Origin of the sequence: Acinetobacter pittii, from assembly GCF_034067285.1 — a bacterium.
Lineage (GTDB): Bacteria > Pseudomonadota > Gammaproteobacteria > Pseudomonadales > Moraxellaceae > Acinetobacter > Acinetobacter pittii_E.
This window is the reverse complement of record NZ_CP139286.1, coordinates 2,351,025-2,374,456: the sequence shown is the minus strand read 5'-3', so window position 1 is coordinate 2,374,456 and position 23,432 is coordinate 2,351,025. Positions and strand designations below refer to the sequence as shown.

General features: G+C 35.4%; 23 protein-coding genes and 1 pseudogene. 14 read left to right on the top strand and 10 right to left on the bottom strand.

Annotated features, from left to right (window positions below; genetic code table 11):
• Positions 1-80 precede the first annotated feature (80 nt).
• The 5 genes from SOI81_RS11120 to mutS form a co-directional block, all read right to left on the bottom strand.
• Positions 81-749, bottom strand: a complete 669-nt coding sequence (locus SOI81_RS11120) for an O-methyltransferase (RefSeq protein WP_320540736.1) — start codon at positions 747-749, stop codon at positions 81-83.
• A gap of 138 nt (positions 750-887) precedes the next feature.
• Positions 888-1,610 (bottom strand): D-Ala-D-Ala carboxypeptidase family metallohydrolase, encoded by a 723-nt coding sequence (locus SOI81_RS11115; RefSeq protein ID WP_239969079.1) that lies wholly within the window; start codon positions 1,608-1,610, stop codon positions 888-890.
• Between the two features lie 130 nt (positions 1,611-1,740).
• Positions 1,741-2,064, bottom strand: coding sequence for a ferredoxin FdxA (fdxA, locus tag SOI81_RS11110; protein WP_003650851.1), 324 nt, complete (start codon positions 2,062-2,064; stop codon positions 1,741-1,743).
• Positions 2,065-2,408: 344 nt separating this feature from the next.
• Positions 2,409-2,939 carry a GNAT family N-acetyltransferase gene (locus SOI81_RS11105; protein WP_320540735.1) on the bottom strand — a complete coding sequence of 177 codons (531 nt, stop codon included), beginning with the start codon at positions 2,937-2,939 and terminating at the stop codon, positions 2,409-2,411.
• Positions 2,940-3,000: 61 nt separating this feature from the next.
• Positions 3,001-5,640, bottom strand: coding sequence for a DNA mismatch repair protein MutS (gene mutS, locus SOI81_RS11100; protein WP_320540734.1), 2,640 nt, complete (start codon positions 5,638-5,640; stop codon positions 3,001-3,003).
• A gap of 724 nt (positions 5,641-6,364) precedes the next feature.
• Between mutS and SOI81_RS11095 the strand changes: the two genes are divergently transcribed.
• From SOI81_RS11095 to SOI81_RS11085, 3 genes are all read left to right on the top strand, one after another.
• Positions 6,365-6,823, top strand: a complete 459-nt coding sequence (locus SOI81_RS11095) for a hypothetical protein (protein ID WP_320540733.1) — start codon at positions 6,365-6,367, stop codon at positions 6,821-6,823.
• 125 nt (positions 6,824-6,948) lie between these two features.
• On the top strand, positions 6,949-7,263 hold the full coding sequence (locus SOI81_RS11090; RefSeq protein WP_320540732.1) for a hypothetical protein: 315 nt from the start codon (positions 6,949-6,951) through the stop codon (positions 7,261-7,263).
• Between the two features lie 285 nt (positions 7,264-7,548).
• Positions 7,549-7,773, top strand: a complete 225-nt coding sequence (locus SOI81_RS11085; protein WP_320540731.1) for a hypothetical protein — start codon at positions 7,549-7,551, stop codon at positions 7,771-7,773.
• Between the two features lie 50 nt (positions 7,774-7,823).
• Here SOI81_RS11085 and SOI81_RS11080 read toward each other — a convergent pair whose 3' ends face one another.
• On the bottom strand, positions 7,824-8,852 hold the full coding sequence (locus SOI81_RS11080; protein ID WP_320540730.1) for a MerR family transcriptional regulator: 1,029 nt from the start codon (positions 8,850-8,852) through the stop codon (positions 7,824-7,826).
• 184 nt (positions 8,853-9,036) lie between these two features.
• Positions 9,037-9,156 (bottom strand): annotated as a pseudogene (locus SOI81_RS11075) (DUF1826 domain-containing protein); the annotation flags it as partial.
• Positions 9,157-9,363: 207 nt separating this feature from the next.
• Between SOI81_RS11075 and SOI81_RS11070 the strand changes: the two are divergent.
• Positions 9,364-9,690: a hypothetical protein gene (locus SOI81_RS11070; RefSeq protein ID WP_320540729.1), complete on the top strand. Its 327-nt coding sequence runs from the start codon at positions 9,364-9,366 to the stop codon at positions 9,688-9,690.
• A gap of 337 nt (positions 9,691-10,027) precedes the next feature.
• Positions 10,028-10,255 carry a hypothetical protein gene (locus SOI81_RS11065; RefSeq protein WP_224992565.1) on the top strand — a complete coding sequence of 76 codons (228 nt, stop codon included), beginning with the start codon at positions 10,028-10,030 and terminating at the stop codon, positions 10,253-10,255.
• 123 nt (positions 10,256-10,378) lie between these two features.
• On the opposite strand, the gene SOI81_RS11060 is transcribed toward SOI81_RS11065, so the two are convergent.
• The 3 genes from SOI81_RS11060 to SOI81_RS11050 are packed head-to-tail and all read right to left on the bottom strand — an operon-like array spanning position 10,379 to position 13,316.
• The gene (locus tag SOI81_RS11060; protein WP_320540728.1) at positions 10,379-11,011 is read right to left on the bottom strand and encodes an HAD family phosphatase; all 633 of its coding nucleotides are present in this window, start codon (positions 11,009-11,011) and stop codon (positions 10,379-10,381) included.
• An 8-nt stretch (positions 11,012-11,019) separates the two neighbouring features.
• Positions 11,020-12,081, bottom strand: coding sequence for a zinc-dependent alcohol dehydrogenase (locus SOI81_RS11055; RefSeq protein WP_320540727.1), 1,062 nt, complete (start codon positions 12,079-12,081; stop codon positions 11,020-11,022).
• Positions 12,081-13,316: an aspartate aminotransferase family protein gene (locus tag SOI81_RS11050; RefSeq protein WP_320540726.1), complete on the bottom strand. Its 1,236-nt coding sequence runs from the start codon at positions 13,314-13,316 to the stop codon at positions 12,081-12,083. The genes SOI81_RS11055 and SOI81_RS11050 overlap by 1 nt, the downstream gene beginning before the upstream one ends.
• Before the next feature lie 592 nt (positions 13,317-13,908).
• Here SOI81_RS11050 and SOI81_RS11045 point away from each other — a divergent pair.
• The 9 genes from SOI81_RS11045 (at position 13,909) to SOI81_RS11005 (ending at position 23,431) form a co-directional block, all read left to right on the top strand.
• A complete protein-coding gene (locus SOI81_RS11045; RefSeq protein ID WP_320540725.1) occupies positions 13,909-14,706 on the top strand; it encodes a hypothetical protein in 798 nt (265 codons plus the stop codon).
• Positions 14,707-15,159: 453 nt separating this feature from the next.
• Positions 15,160-15,426, top strand: coding sequence for a hypothetical protein (locus SOI81_RS11040; RefSeq protein ID WP_320540724.1), 267 nt, complete (start codon positions 15,160-15,162; stop codon positions 15,424-15,426).
• 145 nt (positions 15,427-15,571) lie between these two features.
• Positions 15,572-17,149: an AMP-binding protein gene (locus tag SOI81_RS11035; RefSeq protein ID WP_320540723.1), complete on the top strand. Its 1,578-nt coding sequence runs from the start codon at positions 15,572-15,574 to the stop codon at positions 17,147-17,149.
• Positions 17,150-17,430: 281 nt separating this feature from the next.
• Complete coding sequence (locus SOI81_RS11030; protein ID WP_320540722.1) at positions 17,431-17,967, top strand: spore coat U domain-containing protein; 537 nt, start codon at positions 17,431-17,433, stop codon at positions 17,965-17,967.
• A gap of 52 nt (positions 17,968-18,019) precedes the next feature.
• Positions 18,020-18,574, top strand: a complete 555-nt coding sequence (locus tag SOI81_RS11025; RefSeq protein ID WP_320540721.1) for a spore coat protein U domain-containing protein — start codon at positions 18,020-18,022, stop codon at positions 18,572-18,574.
• A gap of 10 nt (positions 18,575-18,584) precedes the next feature.
• Positions 18,585-19,097, top strand: a complete 513-nt coding sequence (locus SOI81_RS11020; RefSeq protein WP_320540720.1) for a spore coat U domain-containing protein — start codon at positions 18,585-18,587, stop codon at positions 19,095-19,097.
• Positions 19,098-19,101: 4 nt separating this feature from the next.
• Positions 19,102-19,926, top strand: a complete 825-nt coding sequence (locus SOI81_RS11015) for a molecular chaperone (protein WP_320540719.1) — start codon at positions 19,102-19,104, stop codon at positions 19,924-19,926.
• On the top strand, positions 19,923-22,430 hold the full coding sequence (locus SOI81_RS11010) for a fimbria/pilus outer membrane usher protein (protein WP_320540718.1): 2,508 nt from the start codon (positions 19,923-19,925) through the stop codon (positions 22,428-22,430). The genes SOI81_RS11015 and SOI81_RS11010 overlap by 4 nt, the downstream gene beginning before the upstream one ends.
• Positions 22,430-23,431: a spore coat U domain-containing protein gene (locus SOI81_RS11005; protein WP_320540717.1), complete on the top strand. Its 1,002-nt coding sequence runs from the start codon at positions 22,430-22,432 to the stop codon at positions 23,429-23,431. The genes SOI81_RS11010 and SOI81_RS11005 overlap by 1 nt, the downstream gene beginning before the upstream one ends.
• The last annotated feature ends 1 nt before the right edge of the window (position 23,432 follow it).

The window sequence follows — 23,432 nt, the reverse complement described above, 5'->3', positions numbered from 1 at the left end:
TAACTATATGGAAAAGCAACAGTAATAAAAGTAATTAATTGATTATAAATAATAAAATAGAAAAGATGATTTTTTAACCATTATTTCACAATTGCAATAGCGAAGCCATCATGACCTTTTGAGCCAACCGTTTGCAGAGCTGTACAAGACAGAATTTGTGGATGATTTTCTAAGGCTTTAAACATTTCACGGATGCCTTCAATACTCGGTTTTTTATTCTCAGGATTTAAAATATCACCTGCACGAATTACATTGTCGAGCACGATAATGGTGCCAGATCTCGAAAATTTCAAACTCAATTCTAAATATTCAGGATAACCCTGTTTATCTGCATCAATGAAAATAAAATCAAAAGGTTCGATAGATTCAGGCTCAATTGCAGAGAGGATATCGGCGGCACGGCCAGCTCGAAGGTCGACTTTTACCGGAAGATTGGCGTGATCGATATTTTTTTGAGCCATTTCTGCATGAGTAGCACGGCCTTCTATTGTGAGTAAATAACCATCTTCAGGTAATGCACGGCCTAACCAGATGGTACTGTATGCAGCAAAGGTTCCGATTTCTAAGACTCGTTTGCATTTATTCATTTGAATAAGCATCTGCAAGAACATTCCTTGGTTAGGAGCCACTGCAAGATGATTTGAAAAGCCGTGTTCGTCGGTATTCTTTAATGCATATTCGAGTCGCGGGTCTTCGGGAATTAAATGTGAATCGATATATTGGTCAATGTCTGTCCACATCTGCTGCATAATCAAATTTACCTATATGTTGATCGGGCTATTTTAAACGTTTATGCATAGAGTGCAAAAATCTTCGTTTCAAGAAATTTTGGTTGATTGGGAAATGAACAATAAAAAAACTCCTTTCGGTTGAAAGGAGTTTTTTTATTAGAAATTACACATTGAACTGTTTCGGGTGAGGTCGGGACCCCAAGTACGATAGCCTTGTGTATCGATATGAATCTGTCCTGAGCTATATAAGCCAATACCCATATTTAAGCTTTGACCATGCTGAGCCCAGAACTGACAAAGTTTAAACTTGGTATTTTCGATAAATGCATAATCTTGAGCTTGTGGAAACTCAGGACCAATACGGAAATCGATTGCCGAGTTAAATAAATGTTTAGATGAGCTTGCGCCACCCGCACATTCATTTAAAGGTAAATCTCGATAAACCGAAGTTACTTCAAAGTCAGTGAGAACTTTTGCTGCCACTAAATATTTAAATACGCGTAGGGTTGATAAAGAATTTCCCCATAGTTCGCGGTTAGGCACAGCATATTCTGAACGTCCACATTTTTGCCAATCACGTGCTGAGCGTAATAGCTCAAAGCTTGGCACAATACCTGCGACATTGTTTCGGGTTAAGAAATTTTCGTACTCACGAACACGCTGGTAATTTTCACCAGAACTTAACCAGTTTCGATAAGATGCAGGCTCAACTTTAGGACGAATTGGGCGCTCGATAATAACGCGCTCTTGTGGAATAAAAATTCGTTTACCACTTGGAGAGGTTTTGCCTGTTGTTGTGTGTTGGGGAGAGCTGACACAACCTACCATAACCGCTGGGATTATGCATAAGGGTACCAAACTCTGCAAAAACTTCCGCATAAGAAAAATTAAGCACTTATAAATATTGCGGCTATTTTAATGCAAAACAGTGCACAAATTACGAGGAATTTGCAATGAAATGTTTGAATAGGGTATAAAAAAGATCAGCGGTTGCTGATCTTTTTTGAAATTACTTTTCAAGATATTGTAATTTATCAGGTTTGCCGTTCCATTCTTCACGGTCAGCTGGTTGGTCACCAATTTGAGTAATGTTAGGCCATTTTTGAGAAAGATCAGCATTTAATTCAATAAACACTTCTTGACCTTCTGGTAACTCATCTTCAGAGAAAATTGCATTTGCTGGGCACTCTGGTTCACATAATGCACAGTCAATACATTCATCCGGATTAATCACTAGGAAATTCGGACCTTCGTAGAAACAGTCAACAGGACAAACTTCTACGCAATCTTGGTATTTACATTTAATACAATTTTCAGTGACAACAAAGGTCATGGCGACAGCTACCTAAAAAATATGGTTTCATTTCGAATAGCTTATTTTAGGCAAAAAAGGGGTAAACAAACAATTGCTTTTATTGATATTCTTTATTCATGCATATGAAGATAAGTTAATACGTTGATAATCAAACAGATCTTCGAGCCTTATGAGTTGCGAAACTATAAAATTAAAATAATAATATATTTTATAAAACAATAACTTAAAAAATATTTTATTTAATTATTTAGATGTCATTTAAGTCAAGGCATCTATATTAATAAATACCTTAACTTTTCATTTTTCTTTCATAAATTTTGATTTTCTGCTTTTTTTGTTAAATAGCCCTTAAATTTTTAGCGCTAAACGTTACATAGTAAATGGATATCTTCGGGTTCGAGCTGCCAAAGTTGTTGATCTGGAGCACTTAATGGTTGCGCACCATGCTTCATATAGAAGTCTACAGTGCGCCGACTTGGAGTTGCTGAAATATACAGTTGGTGCGCACCGAGTTGCTTGGCTGACTCTTTTGCGGCTTGCATAAGCTTAGCACCAATGCCTTGACCTTGCTGGTCTGCATCGACATAGAAATAGTGGAGTAATTTAGCATGAGGATAGTTTGCTATAACTTGGTTTGACACCACACTCACACCAACGAGTTTTTCATGGGCATCAAATGCACCTACAAATATTGAACCTTGTGCAAAGAGTTGTTTGAGCTTAGGTGGGTCATTTTCTAAATGATATGAATCCCAATATTGAACATCAAAAAAACAATCAACTAAACCTAGCTGCTGTTGATTTTGAATATACATTTGAGTGATTAATTCACGGCGGCTAATCTGCTGCCAAATAAGATCAATTTCTGAATGTTGTAGAGATCTTAAGATCATATAAATATTATTCTCCGATATGAATAAGCAGACCTAAGCCTGCTTATTCGGAAGTGCTTTATCAAGATTTGAGGGCAGCTTTCAGCTCATAGAGTTGTTCAAGTGCCTGACGAGGCGATAAATTATCGACTTCAATTTGCTTAAGTAAATCTAGAGCAGGGGATGAAACTTCGATCTCGACAACTTTCTCTATGATTTGTGGACCAGAGTTTGCATCTGGTGGAGCAAACAAATCATTTTGGAAACTGGTTTGTAGATGTTGCTGCTGCTGTTTCTCTAAGATACGCAAACGCTTCTGCGCTTCTTTAATGACATTGGCAGGAATGCCCGCTAATTTTGCAACTTGTAAACCATGACTTTGACTCGCAGGGCCTTGCTGAACCTTATGCAATAAAATCAAGTTGCCGTTAAGCTCTTGCGCGGTCACATGATAATTATCAATTCCTGCTTCACTACCCAGTTCGGTTAACTCGAAATAATGAGTGGCAAATAAACATAAACATTTTACACGTTTAGTTAAATCAACTACGCATGCCCATGCTAAAGATAAACCGTCATAGGTACTGGTTCCGCGGCCCACCTCATCCATTAAAACCAGCGATTGATTGGTCGCATGGTGCAGAATTTGCGAAGTTTCGGTCATCTCAACCATAAAGGTAGATTTGCCTGTAGATAAGTCGTCGGCTGAACCAATACGGGTAAAGATTCGGTCAATTGGACCAAGTTTGACTGCCTTAGCCGGAACATAGCTACCGCAATAAGCAAGTAAACTGATTAATGCTGTTTGACGCATGAAGGTTGATTTACCGCCCATGTTTGGACCGGTAATAATCGCCATACGGTGCTGGGCATCAAGGAAAGTATCATTTGGGGTAAATGGTGCTTTATTTAATGCTTCAACAACAGGATGACGACCTGCCTGAATTTTAATGCCTGTTTCCGGGGTAAATTCAGGGCGCGCCCAATTGTTTAAACGTGCTTGATGAGCAAAGTTTGCAATTACATCAATTTGAGCAATTGCTGAACTCATCATTTGTAGCTGAGCAATATTTTTACGAAGATTTTCAAGTAAAGCTTCGAATAATGCTTTTTCACGTGCTAATGCTCGCGACTCACTCGACAGGACTTTATCTTCAAAACTTTTTAGCTCGGGCGTAATGTAGCGCTCAGCATTTTTTAAAGTCTGGCGACGAATATAGTCAGCAGGGGCTTGTTCTGCTTGAGCACGAGTGAGTTCGATGTAATAGCCACTTACACGGTTATAGCCGATTTTAAGGGTATTAATGCCAGTACGTTCACGCTCTTTAATTTCTAAGTCAATTAAGAATTGACCTGCATGATCGCGAATTTGACGTAATTCGTCGAGCTCAGCATCATATCCTTCTGCAATTACATTACCATCACGAAGTAATACAGGAGGATTTTCAACAATCGCTGCCATTAAGTGCTGATGAAGCGTTTTAAAATCTCCAAGTTCTTGATCAAGTTGAACTAATAACTTAGATTTTTTTGCTTGAATGACTGGAGTTAACGCCGTTCTTAAAGCTGGAATTTGTGCACATGCGTGACGAAGTTGCACTAAATCACGTGGTCGCGCACTACCTAATGCAACACGGCTAAGTACACGTTCAATATCACCAATTTCTTTAAGCACTAAACGAACCGGGTTTTCGTGATATCCCTGAATGAGTTGCTCAATCGCATCTAAACGCGCATCTAGTAATGCAGTATCACGTACAGGTTGCATCAGTGTGCGGCTGAGTAAACGGCCACCCATTGCAGTTTGGCAGTCATTTACCAGTTGAAATAATGAGGTGCCGTGTTCAAATAATGGCTCGATAATTTCTAGGTTACGGCGCGTGATTGGGTCGAGCGCAATAAAGTCGGTACTTTGTTCAAGTTGAATTGAACGAATATGCGGTAATGCAGTTTTTTGCGTTTCTTTTGCATAGTGAATGAGTGCAGCGGCAGCAGCTTTAGCTAAAGGTAATGGGTCTAAACCAAAACCTGAAAGTGTTGATACCGTAAACTGATCACATAAAGTCTTTTGCGCATTATTTAGATTGAAATCTACATTTGGGCGTTTAGTAACCGGGCAATCTAAGTGTTTTTTAATCTGTTCGATAATATTGGTATCGACCAAGTCTTCATCAATCAAGATTTCACTTGGCATTAAACGCGCAAGCTCGATAGGCAATTGTTCTGGCTTGTAATCTTGTTGTTGAACTTTAAAAATACCCGCGCTCAAGTCGAGTAAAGCAAAACCAATCTGGTTTTGATGAATGCACAAGGAAACGAGATTAGATGATTGATAACTGCTGAGTAATGCATCATCAGTTAATGTACCAGGGGTTAGAATACGGACAACTTTACGTTCAACAGGGCCTTTACCTGTCACTTCTCCAACTTGTTCGCAAATAGCGACAGTGCGCCCAGCTTTGACAAGACGAGCAAGATAACCTTCTGCCGAGTGATAGGGAACACCTGCCATTGGAATAGGTCGACCACTGGCTTTACCGCGATGGGTTAAAGTGATACCTAAAAGTTTGGCTGCTAAATGAGCGTCTTCAAAGAAGAGTTCATAAAAGTCACCCATACGGTAGAACAGCAACGCATGTTGATAGTCCGTTTTAACTTTGAGATATTGCTGCATCATAGGTGTATGAGAAGATAAGTCAGCCATGATTTCAGCGCTATTCATGTATGTTAAATCCTTAAATTTAAATAATAAATAAGTTAATTTTGAAAGTTTGGCTGTCCAACCAATTCTAACAACTTCTGTGCAAAACTGACCTAATGTAAGAAAAAAGTACACCTTTTCGTGTATCTTTTTATGTCAAAATTGAGTCAACAGTGTGTGAGAGCTTAACTTAAACTCTCACGGTTGCCATCTTAACAAATTGAGACTGATTGACAAAAAGGATTCCTAAATTGAATGAGGAAATAAGCAACAAAAAGAAGGTAGCCTTCCAGCCCATGTAATAGATAATTCCTTAAAAGTAATGACCAGGTATTTTGATTTATAATTCGATTATCTACAGTACCAAAATTACTTTATGCATATTACATACCACATTTGTAGTTAAAAAGAAGCTCATCGGAAGGTGGGCTTTTTATGGTCTATTGGGTTATAGGAAATTTTGAGAAAACATTTAATTAAATAATTTTTATTTTTACCAAAAAGTAAAATTAACTTGTTAAAAAATATTTCATTTTACCTCTATTCATCCATAAATTTTGCGGATTAGTTATCAAAACCATAATTTTTTTATGTGTTTTTTTTGAAGACTTACTTAAAGCTTTAATTACTTACATTCTGCTCTTATATACTTACTTTTTGATACATTTCTTGGGCCATAATCATACTTATAGAACAACGACTATTCATAATTTAGCACCTTATAACAATAGTACGGAGATAGGTAATGCCAAAGTATTTAGCTGTAGCAGAGAAAGTATATAAGAAGATTAAAAATGATGGCTTATACACTAATGACATTGCCGAGAACCTTAATTGTCTTATCAGCCAAATTAGAAAAGCCATTAAAGGAACAGAGTTTAAGCTCAAATATAACTATATTGATTTTGATGAGCTTTTAACCCGGCCTTTAAGTGAGTGTAAAGTTCAACTTGATCTAAGCGTTATGCCAAGATTTGAAAATGAAGGTGAGTATCTTCTTTGGTTGGCTGGTTTTATAGAACGAATCACAGAAGGAGGCAAAACTAAATTACCTCCTATTTCACAGTTTGTGCCGCCAGGTTTCAAGTTCTCTAATGATTCAATCCCTCTAGCGAAGGTTGTTCAAAAAGAAGAACATGCAGACATGATTATTAGTTATTTCAAATCCGAGGACTTTATTAAAACAAATAAAGTACCTTCATAAATTATAGAAGTGTCAGTCCATGATGCTTCTATATTCTGCTGATTTGTTTCAGCTACCGCCACTTGGGGCGGTTTTTTTTCAATAATGAGTATTAAAATTAAATATAGATAATGAAAGGTTAATAAATGGCAGATAAAGCAATTATAGATATTGCAAAAATTTTGGTCGCTCATCACTTTATTTTGAACAAAGAAAAATCATTTGATATAGAAAAAATTTTACTACCACTTATTGAAGGATGGAGTGAATTTGGTGATAACGGACCAACTATAACCGTGGTTAGCGATCTAAAAGGTATTTCTTTTAAATCAGTGGCGTTGAATAGTACTGTCGAGAACTTGGTTACTTGGAGTGAAGTACCAAATGGATCTGATCTTAAAGCTGTACTGGAATTTATAGAAAGTATTCTTCGGCAATATTTTTATAAAGATGAGGTTTAAAAGCTTCTCTGAGTTTTGTGTAGCTTTCTATGAGAAGGAATTAAATTTTCTAAAAAAGTATGAAACATGTATTGAATTTATATATTTAAACTTTTAATATATATTTCATATATTACTGCGCTGAAAGTTTTTATTTTTGTGGCCCGTTTCTCTTATTGAGAAGCGGGTTTTTTAATATCTATAGTTTAAAAAAGTTTCATTAACGATAAGCACAGATCGAATTTTTTATTTTTTAAGAAAACTATATAACTCTTACAGTGCTTCTTTATTGGGGAGCAACTCCACGTGTATAGACCTAAAACTGGTGAAATCGCAAGTGATAACAATTGGTCGAGAAGGGCAACGGAGCATCAATTTGTCAATTTTATATGGTCGGATAAAAATGGGACCAAGACTAAATTTGAACACTATAAAGGATGTATGGATGATTCTGGCAAGAAATTAAACCAGATTGTTGAGCAACTATCTGTAAATTTAGGAATAGCAGAATTTATTAAAGGGCAAGGATAGCTCCCTTGGTTAAACCGCTCTTCTTATAAAAAGCGGCTTAACTTCTAAAACTAAGCACCACGCATTAATGCTGCCACTGCTTTTTCCAGAAATTGTAGAGTCACTGGTTTGAGCCAAGTTCCATCAGCAAGGTTCGGTTCATTTTGCATTGCTTTACGGATTTTTTCTTGAGTACTTGGGTTTTTGCCAGCATAGCCTTGTAGCATAGAGAGCCATTGTTGTGCTAAACACTTTGCTCCCTCACTATCTGGTGGGACCTCCGCATCAATCAATTTTTCAATATCGACCAATAATTGAGGCCATTTTTTCATCTCACGGATGTAATTTTCTTTTAGAAAAGCAAACTCCTCGACAGATAAATAACGGGCAAATATACTCAGCTTACTCTCAGAAAAAGCTTTAAGTAAAAACTCAACCACTTCTGGCGTTACGCCTAATTTTTTCTGAAATTCAGGCTCGGCTGAGTTTATGGCATTTAGTTTAACTAACCATTCAGGGTTAGCTCGCGTATTGTGCTCAAGAGTTTTCATCCACTTTCGAGCCAAGTCTTGAGCTGCTTCACTATTAGATGGTTCGCCAGCACTAAATAGTGCGTTTGCTGCTTGAGTTAACTCTTGCCATTCTTGGTGGCTTTTAGTGCCTGTTTGTAAGAAAGTCAGTTTTTCAAGCTCTTCTTTTGTAAAGTATTTCTCATACATTGCTATAAGCTCCAGAGTTTTTAGCCAATCCTCCAAACCGAGCTCTTCACCATTTATGATCTGAGATTTAAGTTTGCTGAGCTGATTTCGCAATTTCTGTTGCTCAGTCAACCTTTGATCAATTGCTTGAATCTGCTGATCAATAATAGGTAAAAGTGCAAGGTTGGGGTCTTCAAGAACCGTATGGATTTCAGCTAACGACATTCCCAGTCCTCGTAATGCTTGAATCTGATGCAAACGAGTAATGTCTTTACGGGTATATAGTCGATAACCAGCATCGGAACGGACCGAAGGCTGAAGTAAACCGATATCGTCATAGTGATGAAGAGCACGGACAGTAAGTCCTGTTTGCTTAGCCAATTCACCAACTTTTAACAGCATCTTTTTAGCTCCTTCTTCCTTAGGTGTGTTTTATGCTAGGGGCTTACGTTACGTGAGGGTCAACTACTTTAATCATAATTTTTTATTGTTTTTACTTTTTCTTGGATAAAAATGACTTCAGGTTATTCAACTAATAAAGAGGCATTATATTTAAGTCATTAAAAGACTAAAACCACTAAAATATTTAATAAATCAACAGCAAACGATGCTCACCATCTTTTTCTAAAGACATTCGGTGAACAAAAGGCAAGACCTTCTGAAAGGGATGATCTATAGCTAAACGCCACAAATATAGTGTTCGAAGCCTGTCAATATGGATTGTTTTGTTGCTTATAAAATATACAAAAAACTTATGCGTTTATAACGATACATGTTGTATGAGACAAGAGTTAATTACTTAAAAATACAACGATTTATAAAAAAGGTGAACAAAACTAAAATTTCAATTATTTTTTGAAGTTATATATTAACCAACTTAATTTTATGCTTCGATTTATTATGGAAAGTTGTTTTGATTAAAAAACATATTTTTTTGTCTTTAATTTTTGGCTTAATCATTGGTAGTTCAGTCGGTTCTTTTGTATATGCAAAAACGCTTCCCAAACAAGATGAGATAACTATTACTGCTTGTGTAATAGTCAACAAAGCCGTGAAGTATGAAATGATGGATCTAGAGCAGGTTAAAGAGTTGGGCTGGATCACGGGGAGGCAATTAAAGGCAGGTTATCCTGCTATTGCAAGTAAGCTTTTTGTTCCCCCACAAAATTTAAATAATGATTTGGAAACGGCTAATTGTAGTGCTTTTTTAAAAGGCTTTAGCAACGCCAAAATATCTTAATTTATCCAATAGTTTGTAATATTTATTCTTGAGTACTGCTGAATATAGTAGGTAGTTAATTTTTTTATTTTTTATATAACTGGTTGTAAAAATGAAGTTTTTCCCTTTAGTTTTAATTTTTTGTTGCTTTTCTATGGGTTGTACCACACTAAATTCAAAGAAAAATTATGAGACAAATGAATGTGTTCGTTTTAAAAATATGATGACAAATTTGTTAGAGCCTGAGGCGTTGTATCCACTTCAAGAAGCGTGCATTAGTTCTAAAGCTAAAAAGTAATAATCTTCTATAGATTATTGAATAGGAAATTAAAGAATAATTTTAGATTGAGAACTTTCGATGAGAATGAAATTTATTGCATATAACCCTAAAACGGGAGAAAAGTTGAAATTAACCGAATGCCGGATTAATGATAGAACGCAAGGAACTAAATACTATTTTAATGATGGGTATGGTAACTTTGTTTATAGTCTTAAAGACAAGCAACTCTTTGAGTTGGGGCATTATAGATCAGTAATGGAAGTGATGATCGCCAAAAAAGACTACTATTTGATTGGTGAATATTAAAATTATTTTGATACCAATTAAGTGTAGAACTAGCAAACATGTATTGTGATGATAAAAGAGAGTACAGAACTCTCTTTTATCTACAAATTATTTTTTTAAACACTATATGTGGAAGAGTTGAAGTTAAAAACTCTCGAGCAAATTAATGAGATTAATCTGATCTAAAGATTGAATTACTTCGGTAGCTTGCAGATAGTTTTGTTGTTTAGACAAAGCATGTGGCCAACCATAAATATATTTAATCTCTGCCTGATGTGCAGCGGTAATTCCTAAATCAGTGTCTTCAATCACTATTGTTTGTTTAGGATCTGCCTCTAAAATATTTAGCATCTCAAGATATGGATCTGGATAGGGTTTTGTACGTGCAATATCGGTTCCAGAAATGAGCTGTATTTCTCCTCGTAAATCTAATAAACCAAGATTTGATAAGCAGACATCCCGAGGGGCTGTAGATACAAAGCCAAATGGGATCTGCTTCTTTTCTAAACTTGTGATGAAGTCTTGGATACCTGATCTTAAATATTTAGTATGTAACATAATATTATATATATCAGTAAGTTGAACTGTTAGATCGAGATGTCTATGTTTTGGAATCCCTAAAGTATCTAAAGTTGCTTCTAAGCTCAGACCTATGAGTTGTTCAGCATTAAAATTTTTAGCCTGTTCAGGAACCGCTTTTAAAAGTGCATCAAAATGGAGTTGTTCACTATCTACAATCACTCCATCAATATCAAAAATAATAGTCAGCTGAGTCATAATATAATTTACCCAACCTCTGCAATACGAAGTAAAACTTTGCAATTAGGATTTTGAGGTGGGGTGAGCTTTTGTTGATTAATATCACACCCTACAATTTGAAATGCTTTTTCATACTCCGAAATTGGAAATTCATGGCTAATTAAACGTTCTGCTGGTATATGACCATCACGAATCATTGCATATGCGCGTTCAAAGCTATTATTTAGCGAGTCAATTGAACCCATAATAGATAAACTTTTATCTGCAATTTTTAAAACATCGATAGTTGCTTTTTTATCTTTGAGGGCAATATTGAGTAATTTTCCACCCGGTGCAAGATGCTCACAAACAACTTCTGTCAAATAGCCAGTCGTATCAACTACTAAATCGATATAAGCGTCTTGTTCTGGATATTCTGCTTGCATAGCCTCTTCAAAATCTTGATAAATTGAAGCGGCAGGAGGAAGATTTCTGCGAGCAAAATCATAACGATATTGATTTTTTTCGACCATAAATGCATTCACACCTCTATGATGTAATACCCATAAGTAGAGCATCCCCATCGGTCCTGCACCAATTACGGCAGCACGAATATTGGTGTGGGTAATTGATAGTTTATCTATACCTGTGATCGTACAACTTAATGGCTCGGTTAATGATGCAGCAGCAAAAGAAACGTGATCATCAATTTTAACTAGAAATTTTTCTTTTGCGCGGTACTGTTCTGCAAAAGCACCATCATAAGAAACGCCAGCCTCTGTGCCTACTTTCGTTTCACAGTGATTAAAATTTCCGATTTGGCACATTCTACATTTTTGGCAAGAGTATGTTGGGTTAATCACAACACGATCGCCCACTTTAAAATCTCTTACGTCATTGCCTACTTGCGTTACAACTCCCGCTGTTTCATGCCCAAGAGTAACACCCGGATGTGCTACTGGATAATCGCCCGTAATAATTCCAACATCTGTGCCGCAAATACCACAAACTTGAATATTTACAATAACATCGTCAGCCTCAATACAATGCAATTCTTTAGTTTCAGTTAAGTTGACTTTCCATTGGTCTAAATACTTTAATGCTTTCATTATACGGCTGCCTTATTTTGTACTTGGGTCAAAATGTTGAAGGTTTGGTCAAGCTTATTTAATATTTCATCTAGGTGGGCTCGTTCACAAATTAAAGGTGGGCGTACTTTTAGAGCAGAACTTTTTCCATAACGAGCACCACGAATAATGAGACCTAAACTCGAAGCTGTCTTGATGCATTGAGCTGCAAACTCTGGAGAAGGGGTGTCAAAACCATACATATAACCCAACCCACGAACGTTCGTTATTTCTAGATATTTTTCTTGTAGTCTTAATAAACCCACTTTTAAATAGAGCTCATTTTTTTGTACGTTTTCTAAGATTTTTTCATCTTCAATAATTGAAATAGTTTCATCTAAAGCCACTAAAGAAAGGGGGTTCGCGCCAGAAGTACTTGAGTGTTCAAAAGCTTCTAAGACATCCATTTTTTCTTTCATGAGTACACCACCTACAGGAATACCAATACCACCAGCACCTTTAGCAAAGACAATAATGTCTGGGTTTAAACACTTTGCATAACCGTTTGAGGCGAAAAATGTTCCTGTTCTTCCAAAACCAGTTTGTACTTCGTCGGCAACTAGCACAATATTGTGGCGATCACAAAACTCACGGAGATAGCTATAAAATTTTTGCGGGATAACAATATTTCCGCCATTTCCTAAAATTGGTTCAATAATTAAACAGGCTATATTTTTATTTGAACCAAATTCAATCAAATGATCTAAGTCTATATATTCATTAAAATTATGAATATCACTTTGATTTTCTGCTGTAGAGGGTAATGGTATTTTTAAAGAATCAGGAATTACAACTTGGAAATCTTTAATTCTAAATGCATTACCTGAAATTTGTGCTGTAGCAAGCGATTGACCGTGATGTGCCATATAGAGAGTGATAACACCTGAACGGCCAGTAAATTTTTGTGCCATTCGAATTGCACATTCCACTGCACCAGAACCAGAAACATCACGCAGCCAGATTCGATTAATTTCTGAAGGTAAATAAGGCGTTAATTTTTTCAAAATTTCTTGCGACATCTCATTCGTATAAGCAGAACTTAAATGTGCACAACGATCAATTTGTTGCTTGAGCTTGTTGCTTAAACGAGGATGTGTATAGCCTAAAGGTAGATTAAATGTACCGGAAGCGGCATCAATCATGGGTTGATTGTCAATAAATAGATAAGGACCGTCACCCTTAAATTTAGTTAGGAGATTTTCAAACTTACTATTCATTTAATTTTCCATAGAGATTTTAAAGGCTATTACTTCATAAAAGATTTATTTTTTATTAATTTTCATAAGCTAATAAAAAATAAAGCCGCATCATAAAGATGAAAAAAAATAAATATTTATATGTAGTGTGGTAGTTATATTAATAAATGTAGATTTTTTACAAAAGTTAACCATGATAACAAACTGTAAAATCATTTTTAAGAATAATTGAATATACTTATTTTTTAATGGTTTATTGAAAGATAAAAATGAAGTGGTATTTAAGATGAAATAGTGTGAAAGAGTAGAGGTTTGATTTTTATATGGTTGTAAAATATAAGGTTAATCTTTTTATTTTTATTCTTAATTAAAGATGGGGTAGCTATTTATAGCAGTATTATAAAAAGCAGGGTAAAAGTAATAGGATATATTTTGTTTTCTAGATAGTCAGAAGTTTAATGAAGTTTTTAAAGTATTTTGGTTTTCAAAAGTATATTAAATAGAATTTAAATATTAAAATCTGAAGAAGGTGTGATTATTTTTTTTGTAACGTGAATTATATAAAAATAAAAAAATGCTAGAATTTGCGCAGGTTTTTTTAATTGAGTATTTTATGTTTTTTAAACATCTTCCTTTGTTGCTAGGTCTTGGATTTATTATTTCAGGATGTGGTGAACAAGGAAATGGGAACTTGACGGTAGGTGGAGTAACTATTCAGGGTACAGGTGGGGGGAAGGGTAGCTTAAAAGAACCTGCTCTTCCTGTTGAAGGGGATGGTAATTTTAAATGGAATCTGCCATTTGGAAATTTTGATAACAGTTATCATGACAACTGTAACGGGATAGAAAGGGTGATCAGGTTCTCCCCAAGTAAAAGTTTAGACTATAATAATTCTAAAAAAATAATTAATGTAGATGTTTTGGTAAAAAATAATACGAGATTTTTTGTTGCCGAGAGTAGTGATTTTCCTGAAAAATTTATTATTAAAAATAATGATGAAACTATAGTTGAGCAGCCACACAATAAGTTGATTCAAGAGTATCAGCCTGGAGAATGTAAACTCTATAAATTAAAATATGAGTTAGAGTATAGTAAAACTGTTCGTCAAGAATGGAAATTTAATTATGATCCTAAATATTATGGAATTCTAAATAATAAAGTCTTAGATAATGAGTTTAAGTGTAAAGCTGTAAGCGATAAAATTATATATACTGAAACTCAGTTTGAAAATGAAAAAAGTGACACTTTAAATAACTTTAAAGTAGATGGTGAAATAAATCGTGATAATGATGATTTATGGGATTTATATCCTCAAGCCACAAGTTATAAAAAGCCTTTAATTAATATATTTGAAAATAATAATAATAGATGTAAATTTACAATTACTTATCCTACTATAACTATAAAATAAGGAATTAACTATGTGAACTTGATAGCAGAATTATTCTGCTATCAAGTCTATATCTCCTAAAAAATGTGCAATCTGCACATTTTTGTGTATAATAACTTTCAACTCATCAAGTTATGTGAAATTTAATTTATTAAGTTATTGATTTTACTTATTTTTAATTCACTTATTACGTCATGCGATTCAGTTTTACATCTGGTAAGTTATTTCAGTTCTATGGTTACTAATAAATTAGTTAAAACTTTTATTAAGCGTAATGAACATCCATTCGTTATGCTTTCTATTTTTTTTTGTGCAGCTAAACAGCAGGGATGGACAGATCATGAACTTTATTTGTTAAGAAAAAAAATTTCCGGCTTAAAGAGTAAAGATATAGAAAAAGTCTTGAGAAAATATCTGAAATAAAATGTCTAACCAAAGTTTTATTGAAATTTTTTATTTGCAGGAAATATATAGATGAGTAATTTAAGAGTTAAATATTTCAATGAATCTAGCTATAAAAAAATAAATATAGGAGGGCTCTTGGAAGGATATAAATTTTACTTATGTATTAACAATAAAGTTAATAGTTATGAAAATCAATTGAGATATATAAATTGTAATATTAGAAGGCAAGAATATAGTCTCTACGGTGTTTATACTATTGAAGAGCTCATCAAACTTTTGGCTAAACTTTATGAGGATGAGTTAATTCTTATAAGAGGGTTAAATGAATTTAAGTAAAATAGAATTATATGTTTTGACTTGTATTAATAAATTTAAATCTATTTATTTGACGAAATAAATAGATAAACTCAAAGAGTCTTATGAACTCATAGTAGGGTCGTATTGATTACCCTTAATTAAAAGAAATGACCGAGTACAAATTATGATTTATTCAAGTGTTTATCCTTCTGTTGAGATTCCGAAACGTGACCTTTATACAGAAATATTTGAAACTCTTCTGCCTGAGGAGCTTGATCTAGTAGCCGTTACAGATGGGGTGTCCACGTTTACTTACGGAGAGTTAAGGACTCAGATAGATGCTTTTGCTGGTGCTTTATGGGCGAGAGGAATTAGACAAGGGGATATTGTTGCAATACAAGCACCCAATATTCCTTTATTTGTCATAGTATTCTTTGGAATTCTTAGGATTGGGGCTGTTGTCACTACACTGAATGTTCTATATACCTCTCGAGAGATTGTAAAACAGCTTAATGATTCTAGAGCTAAAGCTTATGTAACAGTAAAAGATATATTGCCACATGCAGAAGCTGCTGCTAATGAAGTGGGGCTTACTAAAAATGATATTATTTTATTGGATAGAGCAGATGGTTATGTATCTTTAATAGATATGCTTGCAGAGAACCTAACTCCTCCAGCAATTGAAATTGATCCAACAAACGATATTGCAGTTTTACCGTACTCATCTGGCACGACTGGCGTTCCCAAAGGAGTAATGCTAAGCCATAAAAATTTAATGGTAAATATAACTCAAGCGGCATCGATGCTAGATGTCAATAAGAACGATAAGGTGATGGCCGCTTTACCATTCTTCCATATATATGGAATGAATATAATTATGAATTTAACCTTACACAAACGTGGGACTCTTGTTACGCTTGCAAAAATGGTTTTTACAGACTTCTTAAGTCTTATTCAAAATCAAAAGGTAACTTATCTTTATATAGCTCCTCCAATTGCTGTCCCACTAACAAAAAATCAGATCGTTGATAATTATGATTTATCTTCGCTTCGCTCAATTCTTACAGCTGCTGCACCACTTGATGAAAAATTAAGTGACGAATTGCAAAGACGTTTTTCTGTCGATATTGCTCAGGGATATGGGATGACTGAACTCAGTGCTGTCTCTCATATTACGCCAATTGGAAATAATAAAATTTCGAAAGGTTCAGTCGGGCTGATAGTTCCTAATATGGAATTTAAAGTGGTAGATGTCGAAACTGGTGAAGATATTCCTGCAGTGCCAGATGGTCGTACACGTTCTGGTGAGTTGTGGATTCGTGGGCCAAATGTGATGCTTGGTTATCTTGGTAATGAGGCCGCAACGCTTTCTACGATCACTTCAGATGGATGGTTGCGAACTGGTGATATTGCGGAGGTTGGTCCATATCAAGAGGTCTATATTGTTGACCGTCTTAAAGAGCTTATTAAATATAAGGGATATCAAGTAGCACCAGCAGAGTTAGAAGCTCTTATACTTCAACATCCGGCTATTGCTGATGTAGCGGTGGTGGGGCATCCTGATAATGATGCGGGAGAAATTCCTCATGCATTTGTAGTTTTGCAGTCAAATGCCCATTTAAACGAGGCCCAATTAATGGAGTGGGTTAGTGAGCGGGTAGCGCCTCATAAAAAAGTTAGAAAGGTTGATTTTATTGATATTATTCCAAAGTCGGCTTCAGGTAAAATTCTGCGTAAAGAATTAAGACCATTTAAAAATTAAGATATAAAAGACCAACAAATAGTATTTTTTCAAAGCTCATATATTTATATGAGCTTTTTTATTTTTATATTTCTTGCAAAATAAATGACGTTTAAAAAACAAATAGAAAAATATTAAATTATAGAGAGAAATGTTAAAAATCAATTACTTTGTATCTTTTTTGTATGGTTTGAAGGGGTTTGTAAAAATGTTTGATTTGCACATTTTTGAAAAGTATATTTGTGATGGATTTAAAAAAACCTTTTGTTTTTGTGTTTTTTATCACTTTTATAGGAATACTTATGACAAGCATTAAAAAACTACTCTTTTGTGCATTTGTTTTTTCTCCAATCGCCATCTCTTCTCAAGCTGCAGTAACAGGACAAGTCGATGTTTTATTAAATGTATCGGCAGGATGCTCTGTTGAGGGGGCGCAAGTTGAAGGAAATATGAACAAATTTGGTGCATTAGATTTTGGTAAAACCTCTGGCGTTTGGAATAACGTATTAACAGCACAAGTTGCTTCTACGGCGAATGCAGGACATTTATCAGTAAAATGTGATAGTGCAGATCCTATTGATTTTAAAGTCTCAATTGATGGTGGTGAGCGTTCAAACCGTACTTTAAAACATATCTCAGGCAGCGATGAGATAGGCTATAACATTTATCGTGATGCAGCGCGTACAAATTTATATGCAATTAATACCCCACAAACATTTACTGCAAGTGGTAATCAAGCACAAGAAATTCCAATATTTGGTGCCATTGCCGCAAATATGAGTAATCCAAAAGCACAAGGTGATTATAAGGATACTCTATTAGTTACTGTAAACTTCTAATGAAAGCCTTAGCAGGTTTGTAAATTTACAAACCTGTTTTTAAGAGATAAATATGTTTTTTTTCAAAAGAAGTTTTTCTTTTTTAATTTTAGGACTTTACTCTTTACCGGTTTTTTCAGGACAGCAAACTGTTTTCTTAAAAACACAAATTGAATTATTACCTTCATGTCTTATTAATGACCAAAAAAATACTTCGGATCGTGTTTTAAGTTTTGGCCAAATTAACTTCGGTGAGGTAAGGGCATCTTTTAGTGGGGTGGTTGATGGTCAATTACATCAACTCAATGCTCGCAATTCAGGAATTAAAATTTTGTGTTCTAGTCGTGCTCCCGTCAAAGTTATATTTGATGGAGGGAAGCATACCCAAAATATCCCTACTGATTTTGTTTCTCAGTATTTTAGAGCGTTAAGCAATGGAAAAGATTATTTAGCATATAACTTGCTTTATGGCACAAAAAAACAAGTCATTAAATCCAATGAAATAATCACTATTCCCAACGATGGGAAAGTTTTTAATTTAGAACTTTCTGGGCAAGTCATAAATAATGGCAAGCCAGTTTCATTAGGTCAATACACAGATACTGTTTCCATATTAATTGAGTTTTAAAGCCTTCTCTATGAAAAAATTAATATTTGGCTTATTGCTAGGGCAGAGTATATCTGTTGTTTTTGCTGCACAAGAACAAACGAGCCAAAACTTTAAAGTTCAAGCAACTCTGGAAAATGGGTGCTCTATTACCAATAACGAACAACTTTTAAATTTTGGTCAACATGCTGCGCTAACAGATCTCAAAGCAATCGGACAGATTGAGAATAATGCTCAAACTTGGAATATCCGCTGTACCCAAAAACTACCAGTTTTTATTTCTATAAATGGAGGGGAGCATGCTCAAACTATGCTTCGCCATATGAAACATAGTTCTAAAAATGAGTTTATTGCCTACCGTCTCTATAACAAGGCTGATCAAAAAATAGAATATATCGCTGGTAAGCAATATGAACTCAGCCCTACTACAGCCATTAATCAGGTTTTAAATTTTTCTATTTTTGGGAAGGTTGAGTTTTCTAATACTCAACTGAACTCACCTGGTCTTTATCAAGATTCTGTCGCAATTACAATTTCATGGTAGTCATATGTTTTTTAATACTTTAACTCTAAAAAATACTTTGCAAGGTTCTAGCGTCTTTTTAAGTGCGGTTTTAATCGCATCTCCTGTTTTCGCTCAAGCTACTTTTCTGATTTGGCCTATTTACCCAAAGATTGAATCTCAGGAAAAAGCTACGGCAATTTGGCTTCAAAATACGGGTAAAAGTGATGCAATGATTCAGGTTCGAGTTTTTGAATGGACGCAAGAACTATATAAAGATCAATATGCTGAACAAAATAAAATTATTCCAAGCCCGCCTGTTGCAAAAATTAAGGCTGGAGAAAAACACATGTTGCGTTTGACAAAGGCAGAGAATGCAACTGATGGTAAGGAACAGGCTTATCGAATCATTGTGGATGAGCTGCCAATCAAATTAAGTGAGGATGAGGCAAAAACTGCTTCTAAAGTGAATTTTCAAATGCGCTATTCAATCCCGCTTTTTGTTTATGGCAAAGAAATAGGAAGTGGTTTAAATGAATTAAGCCAGAAATTAAATGAAAAAAATCCCTCAGCTAAACCTATTCTCACTTGGTGGGTAAATAAAAATCCACAAGGTAAAGCTGAGCTATTTATTAAAAATTCAGGCCAGAAATTTACACGCCTTTCAGGCATAAAGCTAAAACCTGAGGCAACACAAGTGGCCTTTGATAATGCTTCATTTGGGTATGTTCTTGCTCAAAGTACTATGAAATTTGAGATTGATATAAAACATTTCGATAGTATCAAGCAACGTCATGTTTTATATGCAGTAGATAGCTCAGGCAGCAAATCACAAGTGATTGAGATGAAACTTGATGAGGCTCGTCAATGAGCCATCGGTTTACAGAAAAGCATTCAGTACTATTTAAATGTCTATTGTTTTCGATGTCTACGTCTGTACCTTTCCTATCTACCAAAAGTTTGGCAAATGAACTACCTCCGCCTCCACGCAGCATTCAAGACTTAAATCCACTTTTTAAAATGTATTTGGATCTAGTGATTAATCAGTATTCAACCGGCTTAACGATACCTGTTATTGTTAAAGGGGATGAGTATTTTATCCAGCAAGAAAAACTGGATGAGCTGCAAATTAAAATACCCCAAGAAATGCGCAATAAAGATGTATCAATAGGGCTCTCTGATAAAGATGTAATTACATTAGGGTATAGTGGAGATGTTAAGGAATGGGTATCGTTAAATCAAACACCAGAAATAGTGTTTGAATATTACTCCGCCACTCAGTCTTTAAGCTTAAATTTGCCTAGCGACTGGTTGCCTACACAAATGTTGGGTCGTGATGTTTGGTATGACAAACAAAGTGCAGACTCAAGCCTAGGTTTATTAAATAACTACGACTTTTATAATTTTCGTTCTTATACAGGTGATTTGCATAGTACGTTATTTACAGAGCAAAGATTTTTTTCCCCATGGGGTGTGCTTCGTAACACAGGTAGTTATTCAAAAATAAAGACAAAAGCATTACTCCAGCCTACAGACTCTCCAAGTAACGGCTATCGTCGTTACGATACCACATGGCAATATGATAATCAGGATCAAATCTCGTCATTGCTAGTGGGCGATATCATTACAGGAAATAAAACAAATTGGGGAAGTTCAGTACGTTTAGGAGGAGTACAGCTGCAACGTAACTTTAATACACGACCTGATTTAATTACCTATCCATTACCTCAATTTAAGGGGCAAGCAGCTTTACCAAGCACAGTAGATCTGTTGATCAATGGGCAAAAAGCAAATTCCCAAGATATACAATCTGGACCTTTTGTCCTAAATAATGTTCCTTTTATTAATGGTAAGGGCGAGGCTGTTATTGTCACCACCGATATTGTTGGTCGGCAAGTCGTAAGTAGCGTTCCTTTTTATATCTCGAATACTTTACTCAAAAAGAATTTATTTGATTATTCACTATCTGCAGGGGCAATCCGTGAAGATTATGGAGTAAAAAACTTTTCTTATGGCAATTTTGCGCTCGCTGCTGATATGCGATATGGCTTATTTGACTGGATAACAACAGAAGGGCGAACAGAGCTATCAAATAATCTGCAGTTATTTGGCTTGGGCTCTGTTATGAAACTATATCATTGGGGTGTTTTCAGTCAGTCATTTAGTCATAGTCATGCTGATCAAACTTCATCTCTACCAAATCAATCAAAACAAGGTCATCAACTTACAGTGGGGTATAGTTATAACCAGAATAGATTTGGTTTGAGTGTTAATCATACCCAGCGTAGTGCAGGGTATTCGGATTTATCAAGACAGCAATACAGCGATTTGGTTTCGGTTAATAGCCAAGAAACGACAACAGCAAATACCTATTTTGCTTTAGAAAAAAGCGGGACTTTGGGTGTTGGCTACATACAGACAAAATTAGATAAAATATCGAATAAACTATTAAATATTTCTTGGGCCCCTATTTTACCTACTTATATGCATGGGGCTACTATTTCCATTAGTGCCACCCATGACCTAAATGCAAAAGAAACAAATGCTGCGTTACAGCTTTCTATTCCTCTATCACTCAAAGGCTCTTCAACAACTTTAAGTTCAGGATATAACTTCCGACCTAGAGAAGATGTTAGTTTTATTAACTATAGTCGGGCAATTCCAATGGAGGGAGGAATTGGATTTGATCTTAATAAACGTATGTATCAGCACAGTGAAGATCTGAATCAGGCACGAATAAGTTATAGGAATCGTTATATCAATACAGATATAGGGCTCTCAGGAGGGGATCATTATAACTATTCGTTTGGGCTTTCCGGTGCTGTAATTCTTATGCAGCAAGGAGTATTTGCCGCCAATCGTATCGGTGACTCTTTTTCATTAATTGATACTCAGGGTGTCTCTGATGTTCCGGTACGTTATGAAAATAATTTGATTGGGCACAGCGATAAGAATGGCTATGTATTTGTACCTTCTGTGACACCTTATTTTTCAGCAAAATATAGTATCGATCCGTTAGATTTACCTACCAACTTTAATGTAACAACCGTTGAAAAACGCCAAGCAGCCAGATTGGGTTCAGGGATTGTTGTAAATTTTCCAATTAAAAAATCATTGGCTGCAAATGTGCATTTAGTCATGGCGTCTGGTGAGCCTGTCCCCGTAGCGTCAAAGGTTCATCGTAAACATATTGAATCAAGTTATGTGGGGCTAGATGGTATTGCATATCTAGAAAATCTTGAATTAGAAAATCAAATTAAAGTGCAAATGCCAGATCAACGTATATGTAGAGCAAATTTTTCTATTCAACCAGAAAAAGCGAAACAACAGATATTGTTGATTAAACCGGTAATGTGCGTTGAGGAAATCCAGTAATGTTAAATAGAAGATTAAAAATTGCAATGTTTGTGGCCATTACTGTATTGCATACTGACCTTTACGCGGATTGTAAGGTAAGTACTAGTCATAATCTTTTAGCTACCACAATTCCATCGATTACTTTGGCTGAGCAAGGTGAACTTTCTACCCAGTTTAGTGCGGGACTTTCCTGTTCGGGTCTAGGCGCGGGAAATAAAACTTACTTAAAATATCAAGTCAGTCAGCTGCCTTTAAAATTCGTAAATGCAACTCTCTCAGATTCTTTAAATGTAATTTATCTTGATACCAATAAGAAGTTAGTTACGTTGGGTGAGGAAGTAGATTTGACTAGTTTTTCACTCATTAATTTTTTCTCTGGACCTGATGGGGCTATCCCATTCTATTTGAAAATACCGGCTGGGCAATCAGTTGCTCCAGGGCGCTACGTTTCTGAAACATTGTTTGAAGTTCGTTGGTTCTATTCAGTGCCCGCACTTTCAGTTGGAGGGATTGGCTTTTTTCATTCTAGTCCCGGATTTCGTCGGCCATCTTTGCTTGGAAATCTTGAGTGGGGGGCGGGTGAGAGCTCTGGTGTATTCTTAATGATTGATGTGTTACCTGATTGCAGAATTACAGTTAACGATGTCAATCTGGGAACATCTGCATTTGTTGATAAATTTGAACCAGTTGTAACTTCAATGGGGGTTCGCTGTTCTGCTAAAACGCCGTATACAGTAAGTCTAAATAACGGTATGTATGCACAAGGAGATAAGCAACGAGCAATGAAATTAAGTTCAGGAAATAGTTTTATGAAGTATGAAATTTATAAGAATACGAGTATGAATAGATGGGGAAGTGCAAGTGAAAGTTGGTCTAGTGCTCAAGCAACAATCAATTCAGGCCAATACAACGGTCGTACTCAGCAGGGATATTCTTTTACAACGAAGATATTACCTAACCAATCGAGCTTGCCTGTAGGAACTTATAGCGATACGGTAACAGTACAAGTAGAATTTTAAT